Origin of the sequence: Flavobacterium sp. TR2 (assembly GCF_025252405.1) — a bacterium.
Taxonomy (GTDB): Bacteria; Bacteroidota; Bacteroidia; order Flavobacteriales; family Flavobacteriaceae; genus Flavobacterium.
In genome coordinates this window covers 4,841,728-4,867,056 of the sequence record NZ_CP104307.1, presented here as the reverse complement: position 1 = coordinate 4,867,056, position 25,329 = coordinate 4,841,728, and the positions used below count along the sequence as shown (strand labels likewise).

General features: G+C 33.9%; 23 protein-coding genes. 6 read left to right on the top strand and 17 right to left on the bottom strand.

What is annotated here, in order from left to right; translation table 11 throughout:
• Positions 1 to 610 precede the first annotated feature (610 nt).
• The 11 genes from N4T20_RS20645 to N4T20_RS20595 form a co-directional block, all read right to left on the bottom strand.
• The gene (locus tag N4T20_RS20645; protein WP_260670945.1) at positions 611 to 1,963 is read right to left on the bottom strand and encodes a GH1 family beta-glucosidase; all 1,353 of its coding nucleotides are present in this window, start codon (positions 1,961 to 1,963) and stop codon (positions 611 to 613) included.
• A gap of 429 nt (positions 1,964 to 2,392) precedes the next feature.
• Complete coding sequence (locus tag N4T20_RS20640; RefSeq protein WP_260670944.1) at positions 2,393 to 2,806, bottom strand: hypothetical protein; 414 nt, start codon at positions 2,804 to 2,806, stop codon at positions 2,393 to 2,395.
• 184 nt (positions 2,807 to 2,990) lie between these two features.
• A complete protein-coding gene (locus tag N4T20_RS20635; RefSeq protein WP_260670943.1) occupies positions 2,991 to 3,194 on the bottom strand; it encodes a hypothetical protein in 204 nt (67 codons plus the stop codon).
• A 171-nt stretch (positions 3,195 to 3,365) separates the two neighbouring features.
• Entirely contained in the window at positions 3,366 to 4,265 is a 900-nt protein-coding gene (locus tag N4T20_RS20630) for a hypothetical protein (protein WP_260670942.1), read from the bottom strand.
• A 4-nt stretch (positions 4,266 to 4,269) separates the two neighbouring features.
• Positions 4,270 to 5,538 (bottom strand): ABC transporter permease, encoded by a 1,269-nt coding sequence (locus N4T20_RS20625; RefSeq protein ID WP_260670941.1) that lies wholly within the window; start codon positions 5,536 to 5,538, stop codon positions 4,270 to 4,272.
• A gap of 3 nt (positions 5,539 to 5,541) precedes the next feature.
• Positions 5,542 to 5,937: a TerB family tellurite resistance protein gene (locus tag N4T20_RS20620; protein ID WP_260670940.1), complete on the bottom strand. Its 396-nt coding sequence runs from the start codon at positions 5,935 to 5,937 to the stop codon at positions 5,542 to 5,544.
• Positions 5,938 to 5,952: 15 nt separating this feature from the next.
• Complete coding sequence (locus N4T20_RS20615; RefSeq protein WP_260670939.1) at positions 5,953 to 6,438, bottom strand: DUF4236 domain-containing protein; 486 nt, start codon at positions 6,436 to 6,438, stop codon at positions 5,953 to 5,955.
• An 88-nt stretch (positions 6,439 to 6,526) separates the two neighbouring features.
• A complete protein-coding gene (locus tag N4T20_RS20610) occupies positions 6,527 to 6,754 on the bottom strand; it encodes a hypothetical protein (RefSeq protein ID WP_260670938.1) in 228 nt (75 codons plus the stop codon).
• Between the two features lie 72 nt (positions 6,755 to 6,826).
• Positions 6,827 to 7,495 carry a response regulator gene (locus N4T20_RS20605; RefSeq protein ID WP_260670937.1) on the bottom strand — a complete coding sequence of 223 codons (669 nt, stop codon included), beginning with the start codon at positions 7,493 to 7,495 and terminating at the stop codon, positions 6,827 to 6,829.
• Positions 7,496 to 7,501: 6 nt separating this feature from the next.
• Complete coding sequence (locus N4T20_RS20600; protein WP_260670936.1) at positions 7,502 to 9,196, bottom strand: ATP-binding protein; 1,695 nt, start codon at positions 9,194 to 9,196, stop codon at positions 7,502 to 7,504.
• A 65-nt stretch (positions 9,197 to 9,261) separates the two neighbouring features.
• Positions 9,262 to 9,450: a hypothetical protein gene (locus N4T20_RS20595; RefSeq protein WP_260670935.1), complete on the bottom strand. Its 189-nt coding sequence runs from the start codon at positions 9,448 to 9,450 to the stop codon at positions 9,262 to 9,264.
• Positions 9,451 to 9,829: 379 nt separating this feature from the next.
• On the opposite strand from N4T20_RS20595, the gene N4T20_RS20590 reads away from it, so the two are divergent.
• Positions 9,830 to 10,768, top strand: coding sequence for a hypothetical protein (locus tag N4T20_RS20590; RefSeq protein ID WP_260670934.1), 939 nt, complete (start codon positions 9,830 to 9,832; stop codon positions 10,766 to 10,768).
• Positions 10,769 to 10,882: 114 nt separating this feature from the next.
• The gene (locus N4T20_RS20585; protein WP_260670933.1) at positions 10,883 to 11,299 is read left to right on the top strand and encodes a lipocalin family protein; all 417 of its coding nucleotides are present in this window, start codon (positions 10,883 to 10,885) and stop codon (positions 11,297 to 11,299) included.
• A 96-nt stretch (positions 11,300 to 11,395) separates the two neighbouring features.
• On the opposite strand, the gene N4T20_RS20580 is transcribed toward N4T20_RS20585, so the two are convergent.
• Together N4T20_RS20580 and N4T20_RS20575 are read right to left on the bottom strand one after the other, a co-directional pair.
• Entirely contained in the window at positions 11,396 to 15,415 is a 4,020-nt protein-coding gene (locus N4T20_RS20580; protein ID WP_260670932.1) for a PAS domain S-box protein, read from the bottom strand.
• 9 nt (positions 15,416 to 15,424) lie between these two features.
• Positions 15,425 to 15,871 carry a response regulator gene (locus N4T20_RS20575; protein ID WP_260670931.1) on the bottom strand — a complete coding sequence of 149 codons (447 nt, stop codon included), beginning with the start codon at positions 15,869 to 15,871 and terminating at the stop codon, positions 15,425 to 15,427.
• A gap of 529 nt (positions 15,872 to 16,400) precedes the next feature.
• Here N4T20_RS20575 and N4T20_RS20570 point away from each other — a divergent pair.
• Positions 16,401 to 17,843 carry a glycosyltransferase gene (locus tag N4T20_RS20570; RefSeq protein WP_260670930.1) on the top strand — a complete coding sequence of 481 codons (1,443 nt, stop codon included), beginning with the start codon at positions 16,401 to 16,403 and terminating at the stop codon, positions 17,841 to 17,843.
• A 75-nt stretch (positions 17,844 to 17,918) separates the two neighbouring features.
• Here the strand turns inward: N4T20_RS20570 and N4T20_RS20565 are convergent, their stop codons facing one another.
• From N4T20_RS20565 to N4T20_RS20555, 3 genes are all read right to left on the bottom strand, one after another.
• Positions 17,919 to 18,623: an AAA family ATPase gene (locus N4T20_RS20565; protein ID WP_260670929.1), complete on the bottom strand. Its 705-nt coding sequence runs from the start codon at positions 18,621 to 18,623 to the stop codon at positions 17,919 to 17,921.
• A 29-nt stretch (positions 18,624 to 18,652) separates the two neighbouring features.
• Positions 18,653 to 19,384 carry a YggS family pyridoxal phosphate-dependent enzyme gene (locus N4T20_RS20560; RefSeq protein WP_260670928.1) on the bottom strand — a complete coding sequence of 244 codons (732 nt, stop codon included), beginning with the start codon at positions 19,382 to 19,384 and terminating at the stop codon, positions 18,653 to 18,655.
• A 922-nt stretch (positions 19,385 to 20,306) separates the two neighbouring features.
• Entirely contained in the window at positions 20,307 to 21,716 is a 1,410-nt protein-coding gene (locus N4T20_RS20555; RefSeq protein WP_260670927.1) for a PLP-dependent aminotransferase family protein, read from the bottom strand.
• 167 nt (positions 21,717 to 21,883) lie between these two features.
• On the opposite strand from N4T20_RS20555, the gene N4T20_RS20550 reads away from it, so the two are divergent.
• Positions 21,884 to 22,459, top strand: coding sequence for a Crp/Fnr family transcriptional regulator (locus N4T20_RS20550; RefSeq protein WP_260670926.1), 576 nt, complete (start codon positions 21,884 to 21,886; stop codon positions 22,457 to 22,459).
• Positions 22,460 to 22,497: 38 nt separating this feature from the next.
• On the opposite strand, the gene N4T20_RS20545 is transcribed toward N4T20_RS20550, so the two are convergent.
• Positions 22,498 to 22,899: a DUF4345 domain-containing protein gene (locus N4T20_RS20545; protein WP_260670925.1), complete on the bottom strand. Its 402-nt coding sequence runs from the start codon at positions 22,897 to 22,899 to the stop codon at positions 22,498 to 22,500.
• 359 nt (positions 22,900 to 23,258) lie between these two features.
• Between N4T20_RS20545 and N4T20_RS20540 the strand changes: the two genes are divergently transcribed.
• The gene (locus tag N4T20_RS20540; RefSeq protein WP_260670924.1) at positions 23,259 to 23,945 is read left to right on the top strand and encodes an RNA polymerase sigma factor; all 687 of its coding nucleotides are present in this window, start codon (positions 23,259 to 23,261) and stop codon (positions 23,943 to 23,945) included.
• Positions 23,946 to 24,101: 156 nt separating this feature from the next.
• Entirely contained in the window at positions 24,102 to 25,250 is a 1,149-nt protein-coding gene (locus N4T20_RS20535) for a FecR family protein (RefSeq protein ID WP_260670923.1), read from the top strand.
• Positions 25,251 to 25,329: the final 79 nt, after the last annotated feature.

Here is a 25,329-nt window from a genome sequence, read left to right as displayed (position 1 = left end):
TTGAAGATTGTCTCAAAAAGACTTAGCGTCCTTTGCGAAAATTCTTTGCGTGCTTAGCGTTAAACTTACAACAAAGACAAAGATAGACGCAACAAAGTTCGCAAAGCAATTTATAACAGCCTTGCGAACTTTTTCAATTGAAGATTGTCTCAAAAAACTTAGCGCACTTTGCGAAAACTCTTTGCGTGCTTAGCGTTAAAATTAGAACAAAACAGAAAGATAGAAACAACAAAGTTCTTAAAGCAATTTATAACAGCCTTGCGAACTTTTTCAAATGAAGTAGTCTCAAAAAGACTTAGCGCACTTTGCGAAAGTTCTTTGCGTGCTTAGCGTTAAAATTACAACAAAGAGAAAGATAGAAACAACAAAGTTCGCAAAGCAATTTATAACAGCCTTGCGAACTTTTTCAAATGAAGTAGTCTCAAAAAGACTTAGCGCACTTTGCGAAAGTTCTTTGCGTGCTTAGCGTTAAACTTACAACAAAACAGAAAGATAGACGCAACAAAGTTCGCAAAGCAATTTATAACAGCCTTGCGAACTTTTTCAAATAAAGTTGTCTAAAAAAACTTAGTGCCCTTTGCGAAAATTCTTTGCGCTCTTTGCGTTAAAATTAAGATAGGAAATCTTTAAACCACAAACCTGAGTTTTTAATAGTTCTTTTTTGCGTATCAAAATCCACATGAATTAATCCAAATCGGGCATTATAGCCTTCAGCCCATTCAAAATTATCGGTCAGACTCCATACAAAATAGCCTTCGACATTTAAGCCTTCTCGTTTGGCTTTTAATATCTGCTCTAAATTATCTTGAATAAAATGGGTGCGTTTAATATCATGGACTTTTCCGTTTTGGACCGTATCTGGAAAAGCGGCTCCGTTTTCGGTAATAATTATTTTTTTGATTCCGTCATACTCATTAAACTTTTTAAGAATATGGTACATGGCGGGCGGATAAACTTCCCAGCCCATTTCGGTTGAGATTACATTTCTTTTCTCGGCACTTACCAATTCGGCACCTATGTACGGAATTAAGATAGACGATTTTACCACTTCTCGCGTGTAACACTGTAATCCGATGAAATCGAAATCAAAATCTAGATTGCTCAAATCGTTTTCGAGAATGTAATTATTGAGTTTTTTAAGAACCGGAAGATCTTTCTGCGGATAGCCTAATCCTAAAATTGGCTCAATAAAAGTTCTGTTTAATAAAGTATCAACACGTTTTGCGGCTTCAATATCTTTTGTGCTTTCAGTTGCAGGTTCGATATGCGTACAGGAGAATGTGGTTCCGATATTGGCATCTGGAACACGTTCGCGAATTATTTTGGCTCCAGCAGCTGTTGCCAGAGTAACATGATGCATTGCTTTTAAGTAATTGGTAATTCCTTTTTTTCCAGGCGCATGAATGCCTAGAAAGTAACCCGCTCCAGTAAATACAGAAGGTTCGTTAATTACCATCCAGTTTTTGACACGATCGCCAAAATACTGCACACAGACTTCGACATACTCTTTAAACCAAGCAACCGATTCACGATTAGTCCAACCTCCTTTCACTTCTAGTTCATGAGGCAAGTCCCAATGATAAAGCGTGATCCAAGGCTCAATTCCAGAGGCTCGAAGCGAATCTATAATTTTGTTGTAATAATCAATGCCTGCTGGATTTATAGGGTGGATGCCAGTTGGCATAATTCTCGGCCAGCTGATAGAGAATCTGAAATTCGGAATATTTAACTCCTTGATTAAATTAATATCATCCTCATATGAGTTGTAAAAATCACAAGCAGTTATGGCATGATGTCCGTTTTTGATTTTTCCTTTTTGAGAAGTAAAAACATCCCAAATAGAAGAACCTTTTCCGTCGGCATCATGTGCCCCTTCAATTTGGAAAGCAGCGGTAGAAACACCCCACAAGAAATCTTCACCAAATTGGTTTCTGTTCAAAAATGAGCTTTCAATTTTATTCATTCAATAATGCTTTCCTTTATTTATAATGGTTTATTAATGCAGGAAAGAAGATTGCATTGCTCTTAAAAAAAGCCACTCTTTGAATGATACTAGGAATTTTAGATTAAAGAATTTCATAGCGATTAGTTTTATATCAAATTAAAAAAACTAATGTGAAATTATTGTAAAGTGATTATTATCAAATGATTAAATATGTAAATGGAAAGATGCTAATCTTCCCATCCGCATAGTGTCAAGCCTAAACCTTGAGCTTTTTTAAGCGATGTCTTAACTGTTCCATGACTGCAAGAACTTAAACCGCGACAATTTTCATTATAGTGATATTTTTTTGCGCCAGTAGGACCACAAATAAAAACGTTGTTTTCGGGTGGTCGAAATGAAGTTGCAAAAACAAAAAGTAATAGTAGCGTATATTTCATTCGATATTTTTTATTTAACAATTAAATGGTATTCGTTTCCTTGTTTGTCGATAGCTTTTAATTTCCCGTAAGAAATCCATTCGGTATTAATTTCAATTTCAGTAATCGTATCGTTCGTTAAAATTCCAGCACCGTATTTTCCTTGAACGTTAATATTCCCACAAACCGAATCGCCTCTGTTATTTATTCCTTTTACATCATAATTATATTCGTAATTTCCGGGATTTCCTGTTCGGTATTCGTATTGATACGTTTTATTAACATGATACGTTCGGGCTTCTTCAGGTGTAATTGTCTTTCTGTCATCTGCCGTAATTGCCGATTTATAAAATGAATTTGTCGGCGGTAATGGAGGTGGAGCAGAAGCCTTTTTGCAGGAATAAAAACCAAGTAAAAAAAGTAAGATGAGGTAGTTTTTTCGCATAGGCGATACACTGTCTAGTTAGGTGTGATAAATCTAATTAGAATTAAATTCTTTAAAATGAGTACTTATACGGGATTGCATTTTTTATAGTTTTTAATTGTTTAAACTTGGAGAAATTATGAATTTTACTAAAGTTCATTTTAGGTCTTTCTCCAGGTTATCTTTAAAGAATAAAAAAATATTTCTAACTAGTATGACAACTTGGAGAACATATTTTACATCCATTTGCTTTAGAATAAGTTTTTTTTGCTTCATCCACAGCAGGTTTACAACTAGAAAAATCACCTAAGTATTTTCTATTTGCAATAGACGGCAAATATTGACAATTTTCTGTGTGAACTTCATGGTCTCCATTTTTCTGTGCATTTTGGTTTACGTAATACTTCATAATGTTTTAGATTTTAATTAAATTAATATATCAAATGTAAAACCAATTAAAGTCAGTGTATTATGGTAATCCGTAATGGGGTAAAAATTTTAGAGGAGTTTTTTTGGAAGGGATTTAACGGGGAAAAAGAGGACAATGAAGTTCCTCTTTAAAAAACATTAGTTTGCTTTGTTATTCTTTTTCTAAAATAAAATCTTTTATAATTTTGTCCATGTTTGAAGGTAAGTCGGCATTTTTAATTTCGAAATGCTTTATTTTCATTTCAGAAAGCCATTTCGTCCAATATGCCTTTATAACTTTTTCTTCAAACGGATTATTTTTGCTTGGATTTATTCCTAAGACTAAAACTTCAAGATTTGATAAATCGGTATCAATTTTAATGAAGCCAAAATTTTCGGAATCAAATTTTTTCTGCCAGTTGTTTGTATTTAATCCATTTTGTTTAATTAGCTGAGGTGTTAAATAACTGGATAAATTTCCGTCTTTAATTTCCGTTCCTTCATAAAACAAATATCCATCTGTTAAAATAATTAAGATATTTCTAAAATCTTTGTCAATGCATTGATCCTGAACTTTGCTGTCAAAAAAGTTCCAAATGTCTGAACCAATATATTTATCATCTTTAATCGCCGATTCATATATTTTTGATGTTTTTGAAGAATAAGTATCATTGATAGAATTAAGGAATTTCTTGGAAGCATTATCTTTATTTACCATAATTCTCAATTCTTTAGAAATAGAATTGATTTCATGATTTTCGGGTTCTGGATTAAAAAACAATTGCATTTTGTCATCAATCTGTCTCATTCTTTTTGATTTCAGATGATCTGTAAAAGCTTCAGAAACTGATTTGATGTATCCTAAATCTCTTTGATAAATTTCCATTGTTGGGTTTGGATTTTTTTTGAGACTAATTCGGTCTGATAAATCTACCAAAATACTAATGTTATAATTCTCTGAAACATAACTTTTAGTTGGGGTTTCTTTGTTTTCTGTTTTGTTTTCTTCTTTACATGAAAAGAATAAAATAAACAACAATGACATTGAAATTTTAAGTAAAGTGTTTTTCATAATCTTAATTTTTAAAATACACTAAATGTTGAAAATCAGGATCAATTAAATTTAATCTTCCAAGGTGTTCTTCAGATAAATTTTCACAGTTTTCCAGTAATTCTACTTTTTCTTTATGAGGCAAGGCAATTTCTGTATTGATAGCTTGAAACCACCCTTCTTTATATTGGTGATGATAGTGCAAATACTCTTTTACAGGAAAAACAAAACCGTCAATTTTGGCTTGTAATTCTGAAATTTTTCCATTGACAGTAACAATTTGTTGTTTAAAATCATTGATTTTATTAATGTAATCAGCTTTTAGTTTCTCAAGATTTAATAGATTTTCTTTTCGTCCTCTTATAAAAGCTCGAATTTTATCAATGTTTTCAAATTCTTTCATTACAAAATCAAATACCAATCCCCAGATAATATACACTACGAAACCAGCAAATATGATCATCCAGAATTCTGGCTCGCCCAAAGCGATATTTAAATTGTACGGAGAAGATTCTGGTGTTTTATTAAACTCATATATTTTTTTCTCAATGATGTAAGCTAAAAGACCATCAAATAGAAATGTAATAGTAAAAAGTGCGACAAGTCTAAATATATTTTTAATTCCTTTTCCTTTTTGCACCATGTGAATAACATAACCCAATCCCATAAAAACAAACGGGATAGTAGTAACCAAAACGCCTTCGAGCCAACTCGCTTTGAAAGCATTTGTAAAAGCATCAGCATCAAAAATGGCTGCAGTTAAACTATCATTTGAAAACTCTTTGAAAAAAGCAGAATAAGAAGCCGAAATATAAAACACCAAGACATAAAGCGTGATAGGCAGTAAAAGAATCAAACCAATATAAAATTGAGCTTTAAGTCCTTTTCCTTCTTCGATTCCGTATTTGTCAGGATTTCGTTTTACTTCAATAATTTCGTTTTTTATCTGATCGATATTATCATTGATATCCTGTTCTTTTTTCTCATAAATACCAATTGCGGCTTCAGATTTTTTTAGTTCAGTTCTATTTTTTTCCTGTTCTTCACGGTAAGGCTGTTTTAGTTTATCCTGTTCCATTTTTTGTTTTCGGCATTGATCTTCAAAACTCATATACAAATTTTGCAAGCACGCCTTTAGAACAATTGGTTTTCCTGTTGCTTTGACTGATGCTGCAAAACCGCTTTGATAATACGTAATTCTGATTTGTTCTCTGTCTGCTTCATTTTCTTCTAAAACTCTAAAAGGAGAATCTTCAGATTTTTTTAAACTAAATAATTGTGAAAGTGGTTTCATAACTTAAGCGTTTAGTTGACTAATAATTTCTTCTTTGCCAATTTTTTTCTGAACACAATCAATCAGATAATCAGATAAATCATTGATGTTTTCTTCGATAAAATCAAATTTTCTACAATACTTTCTCAGCATATTTAATTCGTCGTCGGTTATTTTTCCGTCAGCCCAAATAATTCGGGTAAGATCGTATAAATATTCAATTTTTGTATGCAAAGCTTCGGGAACAATAAATTCAGCATTAATCGGATTCAGAAAGAGTTTATCGAGTTCTTCTTTTGGAATTCCTCTTTCGTCTGCAAAATGATATAGCATTTGAAGTTCTAAAACATCAAATTGATCATCAGACAATGCCATTTGATATAATCTTAAAAAATGGCTTTTTAGTTCTAGTGTTATCATGGTTTTTTGGTTTGTTTATTTCATATTTTCACATACAATTCCGTCTCCATCCGCATCAAGGTTTTTGTAACAACTTTTGTTACTATTATATGCTGCTTGTGCCTGAGCTCTAGTTGAAAAATCACCACAGGTTTTTGTCGGACAATTTGAATTTGAACCAGAATTCGAACTTGTTTCTCCCGAATCTCCCGAATCTCCTGAATCTGAACAAGAAATTATAATGCCTGTAAGTATTAATAAGGAAATAGAAATTGTTATGATTTTTTTATACTTCATGATTAGATTATTTAAATTGATAAATGCAAGAATTCCTGTGAAGGCAAATATTATAAGGCATCCGCTATTTTGATATCTCACGCCAGGGATGCCAGTTTTTGTAGAATAACCATTCTTGCTGAAAGTTCCTATTTTTGTTCTAAAACTTGGAGAGATTCCGGATTTGCTAATGTTCAAACCAAGTCCTCCTCCAAGCTTTATTCTTTTTTGAAATCGAAAGCCCATCTTTTAAGATTTAGTTAATTAAAGTTTTTGTGACTGAGAAACTTCTTTTGACTTAATCTTGATTTAATGTCAATCGAAGTTTTAAGTATTATTTTCTTTTTTTGTAGTGATTATTGGTACTTGAGTTTTTGTACTTTCCTCCTTTATGAGAACTTCCTTTTCCTCCTTTGTAATGTCCACTTTGAGCTTCAATGCTTCCTCCAAGAACTAAGAAGAATAAACTAAATAAAATAGCTAATTTTTTCATGTTTTTAATTTTTAAATTATTTAATCCAAAAGTAAAACCAATAAAAACCAGTATTTTACGGAAATCCATAATGCGATATTTTAATTTTTGGAAATAAAAAAAAGCTCCGAAAGGAGCTTTAAATAAGGAGAAAATTGGAATTTAAATTATCCCCATATCTTTTGTAATCGAAACTAAGTGAATGGTATTATTAGCCTTGAAAAAGTCTTTTAGTTTTGCTAATCTTTTTTCCATAGCACTTTTGCTATTTGGTTTTATATCATTGCTCTTAAAGATTTCTATAATTTCATCCTGAGACGTTCCGTCAGATAAATATTTTAAGATTTTTATGTCGACATCGTCTATTTCGTAGTTGCCTTTTTCCTGAAGCGCAGAAGCAACTTCGGGCGAAATAAATTTTTGTTCGGAAGATGAAATTAAGGTAAGCGCTTTTTTAAGATCGTCAATGCTATTGCGGCCTTTTAGAACAAAAGCATTAATTTCAGAATCCTCAAAAAGTGATTTTATACGAACGCTTTTATCCTCAATAGAGTAGGCAATGATTTTAATATCAGGCTGCAGTTCGCGTACTTTTTGAATGAGTTCGTCGCCACTGCCAATTTTTACTTCGCGATGGTCTTTTTTAAACGAAAGGTCACTGATCAATAAATCGTACGGCTCCTTATCCTGAATCGCTTTTCTAACTTTAAGAAAAGCATCATCACAATATTTTGCGTGCTGAAAATTGTCAATATTGAAATCATTCAAAGTTTGTTTTATGGCTAAATTGAATTCTTCAAAATCCTCAGCTATAATTACTTTTTTAAACATAGGCTCTTATTTAGGCATTGTTATTTTTACTTTAAAACCTTTATTTGGTTCAGTGTCAAAAGTAATAGTTCCTTTATTAGACAAAATACGGTTTTCCATATTTTGAAGACCATTTTTTACAATTTTTGATTTTTCGCAGCCTTTTCCGTTATCGCTATAATCAATGAGCAGCGCATTTGCGTTAGCATCAAATTTAATAGATACAACAGGAGCTTCACTGTGTTTTTTCATATTGACCATTAATTCATGTAAAACTCTCTGAATGGCAATCTTTTTTAAATCTTCAACCGAATCCCAATTTATTTTTTCAACACCATTAATAATAACGTTTGTCTGAGTGCTATTATAAGTAGAGAGCATTTCTTTTAAATTACTAGCGAAATTTGAGCCCGTATCAATATCATTATTTTCTCTTGAAATTCCGCGAACGCGTGAGTAGATGTTATCGAGTTTTTGAAGTAAATTTTCCTTATTGCTTTCGTTTGCTAAAGGTTGAGTCTGCGTGTATGTGATAGCATGGAAAACGTCATTTGCTAATCCGTCATGGATATCTTTTGCGATTCGGGTTTCGATATCGTATGCAGTTTTCATTTTTTCAATGCGGTTTCGGTTATCATATTGTTTTTTTAAGTAAACCAATAGGAAAAAGAAAACAGCAAAGCACGCAATAAAAATGTTTCTCTCATTTTCGGCGTCTTTAAGGGCAATTAGATTTTCAGCTTTTTCTAGCCTCAGTTTTTGGTTTTCGTCCTTTTCTTTTTTTGAATCGTATTTTATTCGGGCAAACTTATTTTTAAAATTGTTTCGAACTTTTATTATGCTGTCGTTTAAAAAAATGAATTTTTGCGCATAAGCGTTTTGAGCCTTCGAATCGTTTGAGATAAGAAAAGATAATGCTTTTAAACGCTCGTCGATACTATTAAGTTTTGTGGCAATTTCGTATGCATTTACGGCATACGCATTAGATTTCTGAATATTGGTTTTTGAGTAGTACTGAACCAGATGAAGATTGCTCCCAATAATTCCGTATAAATCTTGAATTTCATTTCTAATTTTAAGGCCTTCATGCATTAACGCAAGCCCTTTGTCAGTATTGCCAATTTTAAAATAGGCAAAACCAAGGTTATCTAAAACACGCGCTTTACTTTGTTTTGAAATTTGGCTTTCATTTAAAATCGATTCTAAAATCTGAATTGCTTTTTCGTATTTTTTTTGCTCAATGTAAATAACAGCAATATTATTTAGAGGAGAGAATTTAGAAACATTGTTTTCGGCATCTTTTATCGCTTCCTTATAATAATAAATGGCATCATCATAAAGAGCGAGCTCCTTGTCTGCAATTCCGAAAAAATTATTTATGGAAACCGAGTAAATGTCTTTCTTTTTCACGTACGGAAGTGCTTCTGTAAGTGTTTCTTTGCTTCCGTAATAATCTCCATTTATCTGCTGGATAGAAGCCATCTGAATTAAATTGTAGACAATATTGGCACTGTCCTTTAAAATTTCAAAATCTAATTTTGATTTATTAAAATTATAAAAAGCGCCATTGTAGTTTTTGCTTTGGAGATTTTCGATGCCAAGATCTCTTAGTTTTAAGGCTTTCTCGCGATTGAGATCTACCTTAGCAGGTGCAATTGTCTTCTCTTTGCAAGAAAAGAAAAAGAGAAAAGTTAGCAAATAAAAAAACGGGGATCGTAACATAAATCTTACTTTCCCCGAAAATAGTAATTTATTATAAATTACAGATTTTTTTCATAAATTTTAAATTATTTCTTTGGCGGTGGCGGTACCACAACCGGATCGTCGTCTGGTCCGGTGGCCTGCATATTTTTCGCCGGAATTGTATTGGTTTTTACCTCTGTTTTGCCTTTAGCTGTTTCAAATTCATCAGCTGTACAAGAAAATAATGTAGTTGACAATAGGATGTACGCTCCCCATAAATATAATGTTTTCATTTTTTTAAAATTTAAAAGTTGAACAAGGGTATTGCTGCCCGAAATCTTTTTCCAGGTTGGCTTTTAAATGGCAATACCAAATTTTGATTGGGAAGTGAAGTGTGTAGAACCGCAAGATTTTCATCTATACTTCCCGGATAAAATCCGTCTTACGGTTTTCCACACTTTGTAAATAAACTAGTTTTGTACATTTGCTTTTTGACCTGCAGATCAAAGCGATAACTAATTTTGTTGAGGCAAAGTTATATTGGGTTTAGGGCTGTAAGGAGCGTAAAGTCAGGAAAGTCGAATATATTTTCTTAAAGTCAGGATAAGTTCCAGAAAGTCATAAAAAGTCGAGTAAAGTACTTTAGGAAAGTTTTAAAAAGTTCAAATGCCTATGTCAACCATTACTTTTGAAGATTATAAAAATGCGATTAAAGCAAAGTATGAAGAGGAAAAAAACGGGGAATATTCACATAATTTAAATTCTCCGACAGCGGCAAATCTTAGAAATTTGTGCATCAAAAGATTTAATGCAAATACTAAAAAGGAAGACCTGCTTATGTTTGAATCTTTTTTTGAATTTCCATTTGATAAGAATAAAAAAAACTTGTTTGGAGATGATGAGCTGAACAAATTAGAATCGGTTAAGAGATTCTTTTTGGGTAAAACTGAAAACCCAGCTGAAGATACTATTCAATTGGCAGCAATACTGGTTGATTTACAGCCTAGACCTTTTAATGAATATAGAAAACAGCTTAGTGCAGAAGAAAAGAAATTAATAGATGAGTTAAGAGATACCGCGCCGCCACCTAAGAAAGAAGTTTCTCTAGATGTTTTTGCGGATAAGATAATAGACAATGCCAATTCAAAAAATGATGAATTAGAGCAAATTCAATCTCCAGCAGAAATGGCGCCAATTCCTATAGCAACTTTTGTTGCGGCAGGAGAGCCAATAAAATCTAGGATAATTAGATATTCATTAGTTGCAGCTTTTTCTGCCGGGCTAGCGATAATGATTTATCTCGCTTTCTTTCAAAAACAATGTATGCAATGGTCGGGCGATCACTATGAAAAAGTAAGCTGTGATTTGGAAGTGAAAGGTTTAGGAAGCTTTAATGTTGTGGAGCCTTTTGACAAAACCGTTTTTGATTTAAAAAAAATAAAGGTATGCGATACAACGGCTTTCTTTAATAAAAATGGTGATGCTATTGTCTGGTATGGCAAAACAGCAAACGGAATCGATTTTTTTAACGGACATGGAAGACATCCTGAAAGCAATAGTCCTTTAAAACCTGTAACAAGATATATTTTGAATAAATATGTAAAAAAGTAAAAAATCTATTAAAATGCGATTTATGTAAAATATCCGCAAAATCATGAAATTATTTGTAAGTATTTACTTTTAATTTAGCATTATTGAATTAAATTAATAAAAAACAAATAAATCATGAAAAATAGAAACTTTTTATTCGTATTAGCCTTAAGCGCGGGAATGTTCGTAACCTCTTGTAGTAACGACGATAATGAAGGAGAAACAATAGTTCCAATTCAAGGGAAATATAATCTAAGCCAAACAGGAACAATTGTTAATGGACAGGAAGTATTGGTTGATGCCCCTCAAAATGCAGCTGGGTGTAATAGAGATTATTTAGACTTAAGACTAAGTAATGCTGCGGTCATTGGCGATTATAATGGAAGCGATTGCGCATTGACAGAAACTACTGGAACCTATGTAAGATCTCATAATGATTTGACTATTACTGTTGGAAATGTAAGTTCAACTAGTGATATTATGAATCTTACTAACAAAGAGCTAAAAATTAAAGACAAAACAACCGGTGTAATTACTGTTTATACCAGATAAAAAATGTTTTGAGATAATTTCAATTTGTTTTGAAATGGAAAAACGGAAACTGCAATTAAGAAGTTTCCGTTTTTTTTATCTTTTTAGTGATAAATTTTATCCTACAGGAATATAGATGTCAAAAGAAGCGCCTTGGTTCTGAATACCCGATGCGGTGATGATTCCGTTGTGGTTTTCAATAATTTTTTTCACAATCGCCAATCCGATTCCAGTTCCGTTATAGCGGTCCCTGCCGTGAAGACGCTGGAAAACTTCGAATATCTTTTTGTTGTATTGCGCTTCAAAACCAATTCCGTTATCAGAAACTGCTATATGGCAATATTTCTTGGCGGGAATCAGTTTTTCATTTTCTAAATCTTTTCCTAAAGCAACTTTGCTTTTAATTTTAATTACAATTGGAATATCAGGATTAGAAAATTTTAATGAATTACTAATCAAGTTGTAAAGCAATTGCTTGAATTGAAACGGAATAATGTCAACTTCACAGGTTTGCTCAATTTCGATTACGGCACTTTTTTGTTCCAGTTCTTCAGTTAAATCTTCTTTTACTTCATTGATAATCTGGGCTAGATCTGTTTTTATGAAAATGCGTTCTTGGGCATTTGTTCTCGAATAGGCTAATAAATCATTAATTAAAGTCTGCATTCGTTGCGCGGCGTTCTGCATTCTTTTAAATTTATCTTTTCCGTTTTCTGATAAATGTTCTGCTTCTTTTTCTATAATCTGCGAAGCAAAAGTCTGTATTTTTCGGAGCGGTTCCTGCAAATCATGGCTTGAGATATAGGCAAAAGATTGGAGTTCTTTGTTCATTTCTTCCAGTTCATTGTTTTTTTGCTCAAGCTCCAATGCATTCATTTTCAATTTGTCATCGGCTTTTTTTCTTTCCGTTAAATCATGCGTCACTTTTGAAAAACCAATAACATCGCCTTTTTTATTATGAACAGCGGTAATAACTACACTTGCCCAAAACAAACTTCCGTCTTTGCGTGCGCGCCAGCCTTCATGTACAACTTTTCCCTTTTCTTTAGCGAGTTCCAAAAGTTTCTCGGGCAGTTTGGCTTTCTGATCTTCTTCGGTATAAAAAACAGCAAAATATTTTCCGACAATTTCGTCTGCTTTATAGCCTTTAATCTTTTCAGCTCCAACATTCCAATTCTCTACAATGCCATTTGGATTTAAATATAGAATGGAATATTCTTGAACTTCTTCGACCATCAGATGGTAGCGTTCTTCGCTTTTTCGAAGCGATTCGTTGATCTGTATTAATTCTCGAGTTCTGGCTGTAACCTGTTGCTCAAGCTCGTGCGTAAAAGCTTTTTCGGTATGAATATCGGTAAAAGCGCCGACCCATTTTACAATTTTGTTGTCGGGGCCAAAAACAGGTTCGCCAATAACCGTATGCCATCTGTACGAGCCGTCTTTTCTGCGCATTCTTACATCGCAGCGATACATCTCGCCCGTCGCGAGTGAATGCTGCCAAATTTTGACGTTTTCTTCAAAATCGTCAGGATGAATCATTTTTTGCCACGAGCCTTCTACTCCTGGCTCAATTCCTGTATATTCAAACCATTTGCCCGAAGTGAAAAGGGCATTTCCTTCGGCATCGGTTTCCCAAATTAACTGCGGAATACTTTCTGTAAGGGAGCGGAATCTTTTTTCGCTTTCTTCTATTTTTTTTCTGGTTTCGACTTTTTCTGTAACGTCAATAAGCGTCATTCTAATTCCAGAAATCGAATTATCGCTTTCGCGAAGCGGAGCAAATTCAAAATCTACATAAAACTGATTGCCGTTTTTTTCATTATCAATAAAAAGTAAAGATTCAGATTCTGAATATACATTTCCAGATTCGTAAACTTCTTTAAGCAATTTGGCGTATTTCTGTCTGTTGAGTTCCGGAAACAATTCTAGTATTTTTTTTCCTTGAACTTCAGTTTCTTCTTTTTTCCAAATATTATTCAAAAGCACAAAATTGGCCATTTCAATTACAAAATCATTTCCTTTCAAAATGGCTTTCGGAACAGGCGACTGCATGATAAGATTGCGAAGTTTTTTTTCGCTTTCTTCTATTTTCTGCTGGTATTTTTTTTCTTCTGTAATATCTCGAATCGTTCCAATAAGTTTTTCAGGTTCATGGTTTTCATCATAAAAAACTTTTCCTTTTCCTTCAATCCAATGTATAGATTGGTCTTTCCAGATTACGCGGACTTCATAATTTAGAAAACCTGTATTTAAAGCTTCTTTAAAACCTTTATTTCGAATATGCATATCATCAGGATGAAGATGTTCCAGCAATTCATCATGTGTTAAAGTGACCTCTTCGGTATAGCCGCCAATAATTTCAAGATATCTTTGAGAGTAAGTTGGAATTCTGGTTTTAACATTCAATTCCCAAGTGCCCAATTCGCTGGCTTCAACTACAATTCTAAGGCGCTCTTCGTTCAGTTCGATTTTTTTTCTGGCTTCGACTTTTTCGCTTACTTCGGTAACGGTTACCAAAATTCCCGAAATGGAGCCGTTTTCTTCTTTTAGCGGATGATAAAGAAAATCAAAATAAGAAGTTTCAATTTTTCCATATCGGTTTAGGGGAACTGGAACCTCAATTCCATGAAAGGGAATCCCGGTATTTAAAACATTGTCTAATAATGTGCTTACGGTTTCTTTTACTTCGGGAAGCGAATCGTACAATGGCCTTCCAACAAAAGTTTCTTCTTCTCTGGCTACAAGTTTGAGATAAGCTTCGTTGGCCATTTCTACAATATATTCTGGTCCGCGAAGAATTGTAATGCCAACAGGAGCCTGTCTTACCGTATTACGGAATCGCTTATCGCTTTCTTCAATTTTTTGTTTGGCTAGGTATAAGTCGGTAATATCTACAGCGGTATTCATTACGGCGTACACTTTGCCATTTAGGTCGTATAGAGGTGTAAAGCTGTAATTAAAATAAGATGTTTTTAAGGCATTGTCTACTACGAGATCAATTCGTGTGTTTTGAGAATGAAAGGACTTTCCTGTTTCGTAAACCGTTTCGACTTGTTTAAAAATGGGTTCGCCCTTTAATTCGGGAAGAATTTCGGTATAGGTTTTCCCAATCACATCGGGGCCTTTTCCCCAAACTTTAATTATGGAGTCGTTTGCCAATTCAATGCGCATTTCTTTACCGACATAAACCGCAATCGGAAAAGGAGCATTTTCAACCAGCTGTCTTATTTTCTGTTCACTTTCTTCTACTTTTGAACGTGCCAAAACTTGAGCCGTAACTTCGGTGGCAATCGCAGCAACTCCAGAGATAGTGCCGTCAGTTTCTCTTAAAGCTTCGTAAACAAAATTGATATAGGTGTTTTCGGTTTGCCCATTTCTGCTTAATTGGACAAAAAGTTCATCTGTTGTAATTTTTTTGCCGTTTGTAAAAACATGGTGCAGAATTTCATCAAACCCCTGTTTTTTTAATCCTGGCAGCGCTTCAAAAATGGGTTTGTTAATTACATTTTCGGCTTTAGTTCCCCAAAGCTGCAGCATTTGTTCGTTGGCGATTTCTACAATATGATTTTCACCCTTAAAAATGCACATGGCAACAGGAGCCTGCATAATATTATTCATAAACCGCGCATTGCTTTCCTGCAAGGCGTCTGCGACAATTTTCTTTTCGGTGGTTTCAATAACCGTAACCAAAATTCCGCCAATAGAACCGTCTTCTATTTTTATCGGACTGTACGAAAAGTCAAAAAAGCAATCTTCTGTGTAGCCGTTTCGATGAAGAGGCACTTTAAAATCAGGGAAACTTACGGCACGTCCTTTCATAACATCGGCAAACATAGGGCCTATGGTATCCCATATTTCGCTAAATGTTTCTCTAGAACTTCTGCCCAATGCTTCTGGATGTTTAGAAACTCCAAGAATAGGACGGAAAGCATCATTATACAATTGCGTATAATTTTCTCCCCATGCTATGTACATTCCAAACGGATTGCCAAGCATCATGGCTGTCATTGTTTTTAAACTTTGCGGCCAATTTTCGGGATTGCCCAAAGAGGTTTTGCTCCAATCTGCAGAACGAATTAAATTCCCCATTTCACCTTCTTGAGATAGAAAATAATGTTCGTTTTTTTTGTGGTCCATTTCCAATGATTAAGGTTGCAGAATGAAATTGGCTCTTTCAGGCTGTGTGAAATTTTTTTCTGATGCTATTGTAAGCGCTTTATTGATGACAGTTTTTAATTTAGAAAACTCGCCAGGTTTTCGGATATAGTAAGAAGCGCCTTTTTGATACAGCTTATTTACTATTTCACTGTCTAGTGAAGTAGAAAAAATAATAATGGGCAGATTTTCTAATCTTTCGTCATTTTTTATTTCATCTAAACATTCCAGACCATTTTTTCGTGGCATATTCAAATCCAAGAAAAGAACTTCTGGAAGATTTAAAATATTGTTTTTTAAATAGTCCATTAATTGTACACCGTCGTGAACCGTCAAAAGATCAGTGCTGACAGCTATTTCATCGAGAGCTTCTTTAAAGAAAAGGCAGTCGTCTTCGTCGTCGTCAGCCAATAAAAGATGGTAATGCTCTTTACTCATTTTATAGTCTCTTTAATTTTAGGGTTAAGTTTGTTTGGTTAAATTTAACTTTTTTAAGTAAGATTTCCCGATTTTTTATGAAGAATGTTTTTTAAAAGGACAAAAAAAGCTTTTCAAATCTGTTTTCTTTTTTCGGACAATTTTATTTAAATAACAGCGTTCTATTAAATCTTACTGTTTTTTCGCCAGAAAAATTATTTTACAGGCAATGCTTCTTTAGAGAGCAAGAAGCTCAAAAATGCTCTGAAGCCCTTATAAATCTCACTTTTTTGATTCCAAATTTTGCGTTTTTTGTGTATACCGTATCCAAAAAGTGTAAAATAATTACACACTCTTTTTTCTGCTTCTTTTTCTAAATGGCTCTATACCAGTTTAGAATCGTGTTGGCACGCCGCTTGTAAAAAGTGTTTATGTCAAAATCTTTGATGCGTTTGTTTTTTTATTGTTTCTCAGAAAGAGCCGCAAATAAATTAGAAAGGAAAGATTTTACTAAAAGCCAAATTAAGAAAATTAAAAAAGGAGTATAAGCATGGAAAGCGAAACAATTATCTCAGAACAATTTTATGCGAACGGCAGTTCGGCAATCAGCGAAAAAACATTAAACGGTTCTTTTTTTAGAACCAATCAAAATTCAAAAGTCCACGTAGAAAGACCATCAAGCCCTTTCGGATTGGCGGTTCTGGTGGCAACATTTTTATTATTAATTGCAGGTGTAATCTCAGTATTTCTATTGCAGGATGATTTTGAGCAATTTCATTTTGAAAGAATAGCTTCGACTTGGGGATTGCCATTTTTAGTTATCACGACCGTTTTGTTTTTTTATCAAACAGGAGTTTTCTTGTACAGCTCTTACTTGTATTTAAGATATAAAGCAATTCCATCTGTATCAGATGATTTATTGCCAACTTGTACGATTATTGTTCCAGCTTACAATGAAGGAAAATTGGTTTGGGATACTTTATTGAGTCTTGCAGACAGCGATTATCCAGCAGAAAAATTACAGCTTCTTGCAATTGATGATGGAAGTAAAGACGATACTTGGTACTGGATGCAGGAAGCAAAAGCAAAATTGGGAGATCGTGTTACGATTTTTCAGCAGCCAAAAAATCAAGGGAAACGTCAGGCATTATACAGAGGATTTAAATTGGGAATAGGAGAAATTTTTGTAACAGTAGACAGCGATTCTATTGTGAAAAAAGATACTTTAAGAAACTTGGTAAGTCCGTTTGTGGTAAACAAAAAATGTGGTGCAGTGGCTGGAAACGTTCAGGTTTTGAACAACAAAAAAGCGATTTTGCCAAAAATGCTGAATGTAAGTTTTGTAATGAGTTTTGAATTTCAGCGTTCTGCAGAAAGCGAGCTAGGGTCTGTATTATGTACGCCAGGCGCTTTGGCAGGTTACAGAAGAGATGCCGTTTTTAACTGTCTTCCAGAATGGATCAACCAAACTTTTATGGGGCAGCCTTCAGATATTGGAGAAGATCGTGCTTTAACCAATATGATTTTGAAACAAGGTTTTGAAGTGAAGTTTCAAAGAAATGCAGTTGTGTTGACAAATGTTCCTGAAGAATACAAAGGGCTGTACAAAATGTTCATCAGATGGGCAAGAAGCAACGTTCGTGAGAATCTTATGATGGCAAAATTTGTTTTCAAAGATTTTAGAAAAGAATCAAAATTTGGACCGAGAATGCTGTTTCTAAATCAGTTTTTCAAAATAGCAATGACCTATCCATTCTTATTGTTCATGTTCTACTTTATTGCAGTTCATCCAATATTATTCGTTAGTTCAACATTGGTAGCTATTTTAATGTTTTCTACATTTTCAATGGCATTTTATGCAAAACGATATACGCTTGCAGAATCTTTCTGGGCCTATTCTTACAGCGTTTTTTACACTTTCAGTTTATTCTGGATTGCACCTTATGCCATTGCAACAGCCAATAAAAAAGGCTGGCTGACAAGAGGATTATAATTTAGTACACTATTCATTCTATATAAAACTCCGCCAAATGAAAACCCGCTGTATTTTGCAGCGGGTTTTCTCATTTTATTTTGAATCCAAGGCAGCAATAATCTGCCTTTTCATTGTTGTATTGATGTAATCTAAAGCCTCAGCATAAGAAATAGAATAACGTCTTTCGATGTTCTGAAAATGTTCTGGAAAACTGTTCAGAATCTTATCGTAGTAAATATTAAGCTGTTTTTCTGATGGCATTTCATATTTCAGGCGCAATTGAAATCTTCGCAATAAAGCGCTGTCTATTATTTCGTAATGATTGGTGGCGCAGATCAGCAAACTATCAGCAGGGAAATAATCAAAAAGCTGAATGATGGTATTGACCAAACGTCTCATTTCACCGACATCTTTATCATCGCTGTCTCGACTTTTTCCGATCTGGTCAAATTCATCCAAAAATAAAACGGCTCTTTCTCTAATTGCTTTATCAAAAATCGCTTTTAGATTTTTAGAAGTTTCGCCAATTCTCGAATCTATAACAGTGCTGAGGTTGACAATGATAATTTTTTTGTCTAATGTATTGGCAATTGCTTTTGCCGTTGTCGTTTTTCCGCAGCCAGAACTTCCGTGCAGTAAAATTTTATTATCGACTTTAAGATTGTACTTTTTTAACTCTTCGATATATTGATGTTCTTTGATAATTTGAAGCAAAGCGGCTTTATTTTCATCGCTAAAAAATAAATCGTCTAAAGCAATTTTTTCGTTATCAATTACAGTAAGATCATTCAGGTTCATCTGCTTATTATTTGCTGCAAAATTAAGTTTTATTCTGCAATGTTTTCGTTCCAGATTTCTTTTCCTAAAAAGCGGTTTCCAAATATCGAAGTGCCAATTCGTACCATATTAGAACCTTCAGCAATAGCCAGTTCCAAATCCTGAGACATTCCCATAGAGAGCTTCAAATTGGTTAAGCCGTCAATTCCTTCCGTATAAATTTCATCTCGAATCGTTCTTAAAAGCCTTAGAGACGGAATCATTTTTTCCTTTTCAACATCTAAAAGTCCGATTGTCATTAAACCTTTAATATTTAAGGTATCGTAGGTTTTTATTTTTTTGATGAATGATAAAACGTCTTCTGGCGCTAGGCCGAATTTGCTTTCTTCGTAGGAAGTATTGATTTGCACAAAAACATCTAGTTTTCGGTTTTGGTTTTGAAGCTGTTTGTGCAGTTCATCAGCCAGATTTATCCGATCCAAAGATTGAATGCAGGTCACATACTTCAGCACATCTTTTACTTTATTGGTTTGAAGATGCCCAATAAAGTGGCGTTCGACTGGAAGATTTTTCAAAACATCATTTTTATCCCGCAATTCCTGCATTTTATTTTCTCCCATTAAAGTTTCGCCAGCCTCAATTGCAATACGTATTTTTTCTGCCGGAACTGTTTTGGTTGCCAATAAAAGCCGAACATCAGCAGGGTTTCTTCCTGAAGTTCTGCACGCATTTTCGATGCGCTGATGCACCTTGATTAAATTAAAAATAATATCGTTTTTCATACTGCAAAACTATGTCCAAACGGCAAAATTCTGCTGGACCAGTATTTTTTAAAAAAGGAAAAAACTGGATGATTTTCAACTTCTAAATCGAACGTAAATTGAAAAGTAAAACTGCAATAAATAAATCGAACGCGGATCAAACAGATTCGCTATCGCGAAAGCGCAGATTTACGCAGATTTTAAAATCAGTTTTTTCCGCGTCTTTGCGATAGCAAATCGGTAAAATCTGCGTCTAAAGTATAAATTAAATTTTGGGAAAACTGAAAATAAAAAAGGCTTCGACTTCGCTCAGCCAGACAGTAATTATGTCACTCTGAGCAAAGTCGAAGGCATTACAGCAACTTAGCAAGCGCCTTAAATCCTTTCATCTGTTTTCTGCAAAAGAAGCGTAAATTGAAAAGTAAAACTGCAATAAATAAATCGAACGTGGATCAAACAGATTCGCTATCGCAAAAGCGGAGATTTACGCAGATTTTAAAATCAGTTTTTTCCGCGTCTTTGCGATAGCAAATCAGTAAAATCTGCGTCTAAGTATAAATTAAATTTTAGGAAGGCTGAAAATAAAAAAGGCTTCGACTTCGCTCAGCTAGACAGCAATTATGTCACTCTGAGCAAAGTCGAAGGCATTACAGCAACTTAGCAAGCGCCTTAAATCCTTTCATCTGTTTTCTGCAAAAGAAGCGTAAATTGAAAAGTAAAACTGCAATAAATAAATCGAACGCGGACAAAACAGATTCGCTATCGCGAAAACGCAGATTTACGCAGATTTTAAAATCCGTTTTTTTCCGCGTCTTTGCGATAGCAAATCGGTAAAATCTGCGTCTAAGTATAAATTAAATTTTAGGGAAACTGAAAATAAAAAAGGCTTCTACTTCGCTCAGCCAGACAGATTTTATGTCACTCTGAGCAAAGTCGAAGGGCATTACAGCAATTTAGCAAGCGCCTTAATTCCTTCTTCCATTTGTTTTTCTGAAAGAGAGGCATAGCCTAAACGAAATCCTTTAATGGTCTCATCAAAACTAAATCGGTGAGGGGACATGATTTGTATTCCTTGCGCTTTTAGTTTTTCAAAAATTTCAAGAACATCAATTTCTGCTTGGGGAACAATCCAAAATGCAAGTCCGCCTTCTGGTTTTGTGAAAGAGATTTTATCTTGTAGATATTGATTTTGCAGACTTTCAAAATAATCTCTTTTGGATTTATAAATCAAATTGGCTTTTTTAAGATGGCGCTTTATTTTGCCTTCGTTGATGAGGTTCAAAATTGCTTCTTCCATAATATTATCTCCCTGAACGTCTATGATTTTTCTGTGATTTCCAATTTTTTGAATGTTTTCATGCGAACTGGCCAAGTATCCTATACGTAGCGCAGGAGCAACAATTTTGCTGAAAGTGCCAATATAGATATAGTTTTTTAAAGCCGAATAACTGGAAATCGGAAGTATCGGCCGCTGACCAAAATGAAATTCATTATCGTAATCGTCTTCTATAATCGTAAAATTATATTGATTGGAAAGTTCAATCAGTTTTAATCGTTTTTTTAAAGATAACGTTACCGTGGTCGGAAATTGATGATGCGGTGTAACGTAAATTGCTTTTATGGTTTTATGATGCAGGTATGTCTCAACCTGATCGACGTCTAGTCCATCAGATTCTACATTTACCGGAAGCAATATTGCGCCTGCATTTTCAAATGCTTCCCAAGCAGGTTTATAGCCTGGATTTTCGACCAAAATAAAATCACCCGATTTTAAAATGCAATGCGATGCAAGGTACATAGCCATTTGGCTTCCGCGAGTAATGCAGATTTGATCGTGAGCAATGCTCATGCCGCGTTTAAAATTCAGCATTTGAGCAATTGATTTTCTAAATTCTAAATTCCCCAATTCGTTGCTGTAGCCCATAATCTGCCAGCGTGATTTTCGACTGAACAATTCGCGGTAAGCTCTTGCCAAATCATCCATTGGTGCAAGACGGCTATCAGGAAGCCCGTCGTCAAAAACTAAAAAACTTTTGTGTTCTTCGACGGCAATTTTTTGGTCTTTTTTGTTTTCTATGGAATGATTTATCTGCGGAAGTGAATCGGTTACAAAAGTTCCTTTTCGATCAATAGAGACCAGCCATCCTTCGGCAATTAAAACATCTAAAGCCTCTACAACTGTGTTTCGGTTAACTTTTAATAATTCTGCCAATTGTCTGCTTCCAGGCAGTGCGTTGCCACTGATCAATTTCCCTGTTTTAACCGCTTGAATTATAGCATCGGCAATTTGAAGATAAATGGCTTTGTCTGATTTTTTATCAAGCTGAATTTCTAATGGCCACGGTCGAAGCATCTGGACTGTTTTATGTTGTGTAAATAAATGTATTTTGCTAGTCCAAAAATACAATAATTATCATTAGAGTATTTTTAATAGTATAGTGACGAAAAAAATAAGCCTCAAATTCAGTACTTTAAAATAGCTTTTGTTATTTTTAAAAATAAAAATTTAAAACCATAACAATGAATGATCTGCTTCGGAAATTTTTAGAACAATTCAATAGATTTAAGCCTTCAGATATTGATCTAATTATTGAAAACACAACAATCGAATTTTTTAAAAAAGGCGATTTTGTAGTTACAGAAGGACAGATTAGCGATAAATGTTATTTGATTTTAAAAGGCTGTTTAAGACAATTCAAAATGATTGATGGAGTCGAAAAGACCTCGGGTTTTTTTATAGAAGAAATGCCTTTAGTGATTTATTCAAGCTACTTAGACGGAAAACCTTCTGAATTTAACATCCAATGTCTCGAAGACACCATTTTAGTTAGTGGCACTCGAGAAAAAGAATTAGAAATGCAGTTAAAAAGCCCAATATTGGAGCATATAACTTCGTTGATTATGGTTTCAGATTATCGAAAAGCAGAACGTTATATTGCTTTGCTAAACAATTACAATCCAGAAGAACGTTATCTGAAATTCATGAAATCGAATCCTAATTTTTTAAATCGAATACCGCTCGTTCATATTGCCAGTTACTTAAGTATTACACCCGAATCATTGAGCAGAATTAGAAAAAGGATAGTTCAGAAATGAGTTTTTTTTACAGCCAAAATAATTATCGCGAATCAGTTTTATCCGAGTTCGCTTTTATATTTAAAATAAAATCCAGTGCAAATAACTCCGATCGCAATTTCTGAAATCGCCGCATTTAGAATTGTTGGACTCGGAATTCCATCAACAATTATGGCATATAAGCGAGAAAATCCGTAAGCGAAATACAGTAAAATTGCCGTTTGCAGAGAAATTTTTGCAAATGAAGATTTGAATGCTCCGGTAACAATTACAATTCCAAATACAATCAGCGTTCCGCCCGAAGAACGAATTTCGCTCAACAAACTAAAATCATTTTCGTTAAGATAAATACCTGCCGAAGCTTCAAAAGTAATCGGAAAAAATAAAAGCGCAATCCCAATCGAAAAACCAATAAGGCCGACAATAAAAAGTAAAATTTTAAGATAGATTGATGATTTCATAAAAATGTATTTTGAGTTTTAGGTTAATAATTCTCAAAAGTAATGGCTATGAAAAAGTTAAGACCTTGACTTAAGATAAGAAAAGAAGAAAAAGCAATTTTTTTATTTAAGAAATTTTGAGTTAAAAAATACAGCCTGAAAAAGCTCAATTTTAGATTTAAAGAAATTGGCTACGGTATTTTTTTGAAATTTAATAAAAATACAATTTTAACGTAACACGAATTTGTATTTAGGATTTTGAAAAATTCATTTAATTTTTATTGTGAATCTTACTTATGTTTAAAAAACTAACTGATTTTATGGACGAAATTAGAATTTCTTTAAAGTTAAGGTACTGTTAAAATTAAAATTTATTGTAAGTGCAAGTCTCTGAGGTTAAGGGTAAATTAGGATTATTAACGGAATTTATTAAGTTTGTTACGAATTATTCAATCTCCATAAACAGCCATCCATTGCCAAATTCCATCTTAAATCAGGATCAGATTTTAATCGATCGTCTTCGCGGCGGCGATGAATTGGCATTGACAGAATTGTACAATAAATTTTGGCAGGCGCTTTTTATGTCTGCTTACAATGTGATTAAAGACAAAGAATTGTGCGAAGACATAATTCAGGATATTTTCATGAATATCTGGCATAATCGAGAAAAAATCGAAATTCATATTTCGTTAAAAGGGTATATGTATGCCTGTGCCAGATATCAGGTTTTTAACCATTTAAGAAAAAATAAAGACAAAGTTCATGTCGAACTTTTTGATGATTTAGAAAAGCGTTTTTTGTCCACTACTCCAGAGACACAGTTAATGCACGACGAGCTTGTGCAGCAGCTGAATTTAATAATTGAATCGCTTCCTGAAAAATGTCAAGCTGTATATAAACTAAGTCGTGAAGAACAGTTGAGTCATAAAGAAATTGCCGAACGGCTTAATATTTCTACAAAAACAGTCGAAAACCATATTACCAAAGCACTGCATACCATACGATTTTCGATGGGAGAAAGCATGAGTATGGCGATGATTTTATGGCTTTCAAAAAATATTTTTTAGCGAAAATAAAAATGCAGCGGTTGGATTGATGATGTGTGGTTTTTCTTCTTTTTTAATTCTTTTTCAAAAAAAATCAAAAAAAATACAATTTGGACTAGGGGGTATATTCCTTTTTGGTTACTTATCTCATATACTCCCGAAATAATACAATAAAAAATGAAAAAAGAGGATTTCTTACTGTTATTAAATAGATATCTTTCCGGTGATACCAATCTCGAGGAGAATAATAAATTATTGAATTATTACGAAAGTTTTCAGACCGATCAGGATTGGGACGAGGCTTTGGGTTCTAAAGACGAATTGGAGTTTAGGATGAGAGCCCGCCTTCAGAACGCCATTCAATCTGAAGAATCTAAAATCATATCAATTCAGCCATTTTATACCAAAACATCTTTCAAATTGATTGCCATGGCGGCATCATTATTATTGCTGATTTCAATTTCGTTAATAATAAGCAAAACAAATCCGCTTAAGATTGAAACACCGCAAGTGGCGCACAAAGAAATCTTAATCGGAAGTGATAAAGCGACTCTGACTCTAGAAGACGGTTCTGTAATTGCATTAGAAAAAGGAAAATCGTACACAAAAGGTAATGCATCTAGCAACGGAGAAAAATTGGTTTACAATTCGAATGGAAAATCTGCGGCGATTGCCAATAACCTTCTAACGATTCCGAGAGGAGGACAGTTTTTTGTGCAGCTGGCAGACAGCACCAAGGTTTGGCTGAATTCAGAATCGCAATTGAAATATCCTGTTGCTTTTGTTGATGGGCAAACCAGACAAGTAGAACTGGTTTATGGTGAAGCTTATTTTGAAGTATCGCCAAGCACCAAACATAAAGGCTCAAGATTTAAGGTTAAAACTCAAGAACAGAATGTTGAAGTTATCGGAACCGAATTTAATATTAAGGCCTATAGAGACGAAACCGCAATTTATACCACTTTGGTAGAAGGTGTTGTTGCTGTAAGCAATGCCGCCAAAAAGCAAATTTTAACTCCAAGCCAGCAGTCTAAAATAACAGAGTACAATGGAAGTATCAGTGTTTCTGAAGTCGATGTTTACAATGAAATTTCTTGGAGAAAAGGATTGTTCGTATTCAAAGGAATGCCTCTAAAAGATATTGCAAAAGTATTGTCAAGATGGTATGATGTAGATATCGTGTTTGCAGATCCAGCGCTTGGCAATGTCAAGTTTAATGGGGTTTTAAACAAAAATCAAAAATTAGAAGACATATTAACCACGATCAAGAATATCAATTTTATTAATGCCTATGAGAAAAAAGACAATAAAATTATAATCAAATAAAAAAGAAAAGGGATTAAAGTTTAGACCTCTCACCGTACTGCGCTTTATCCCTTTCTGTGTATTAACCAGTAAGTCAGTT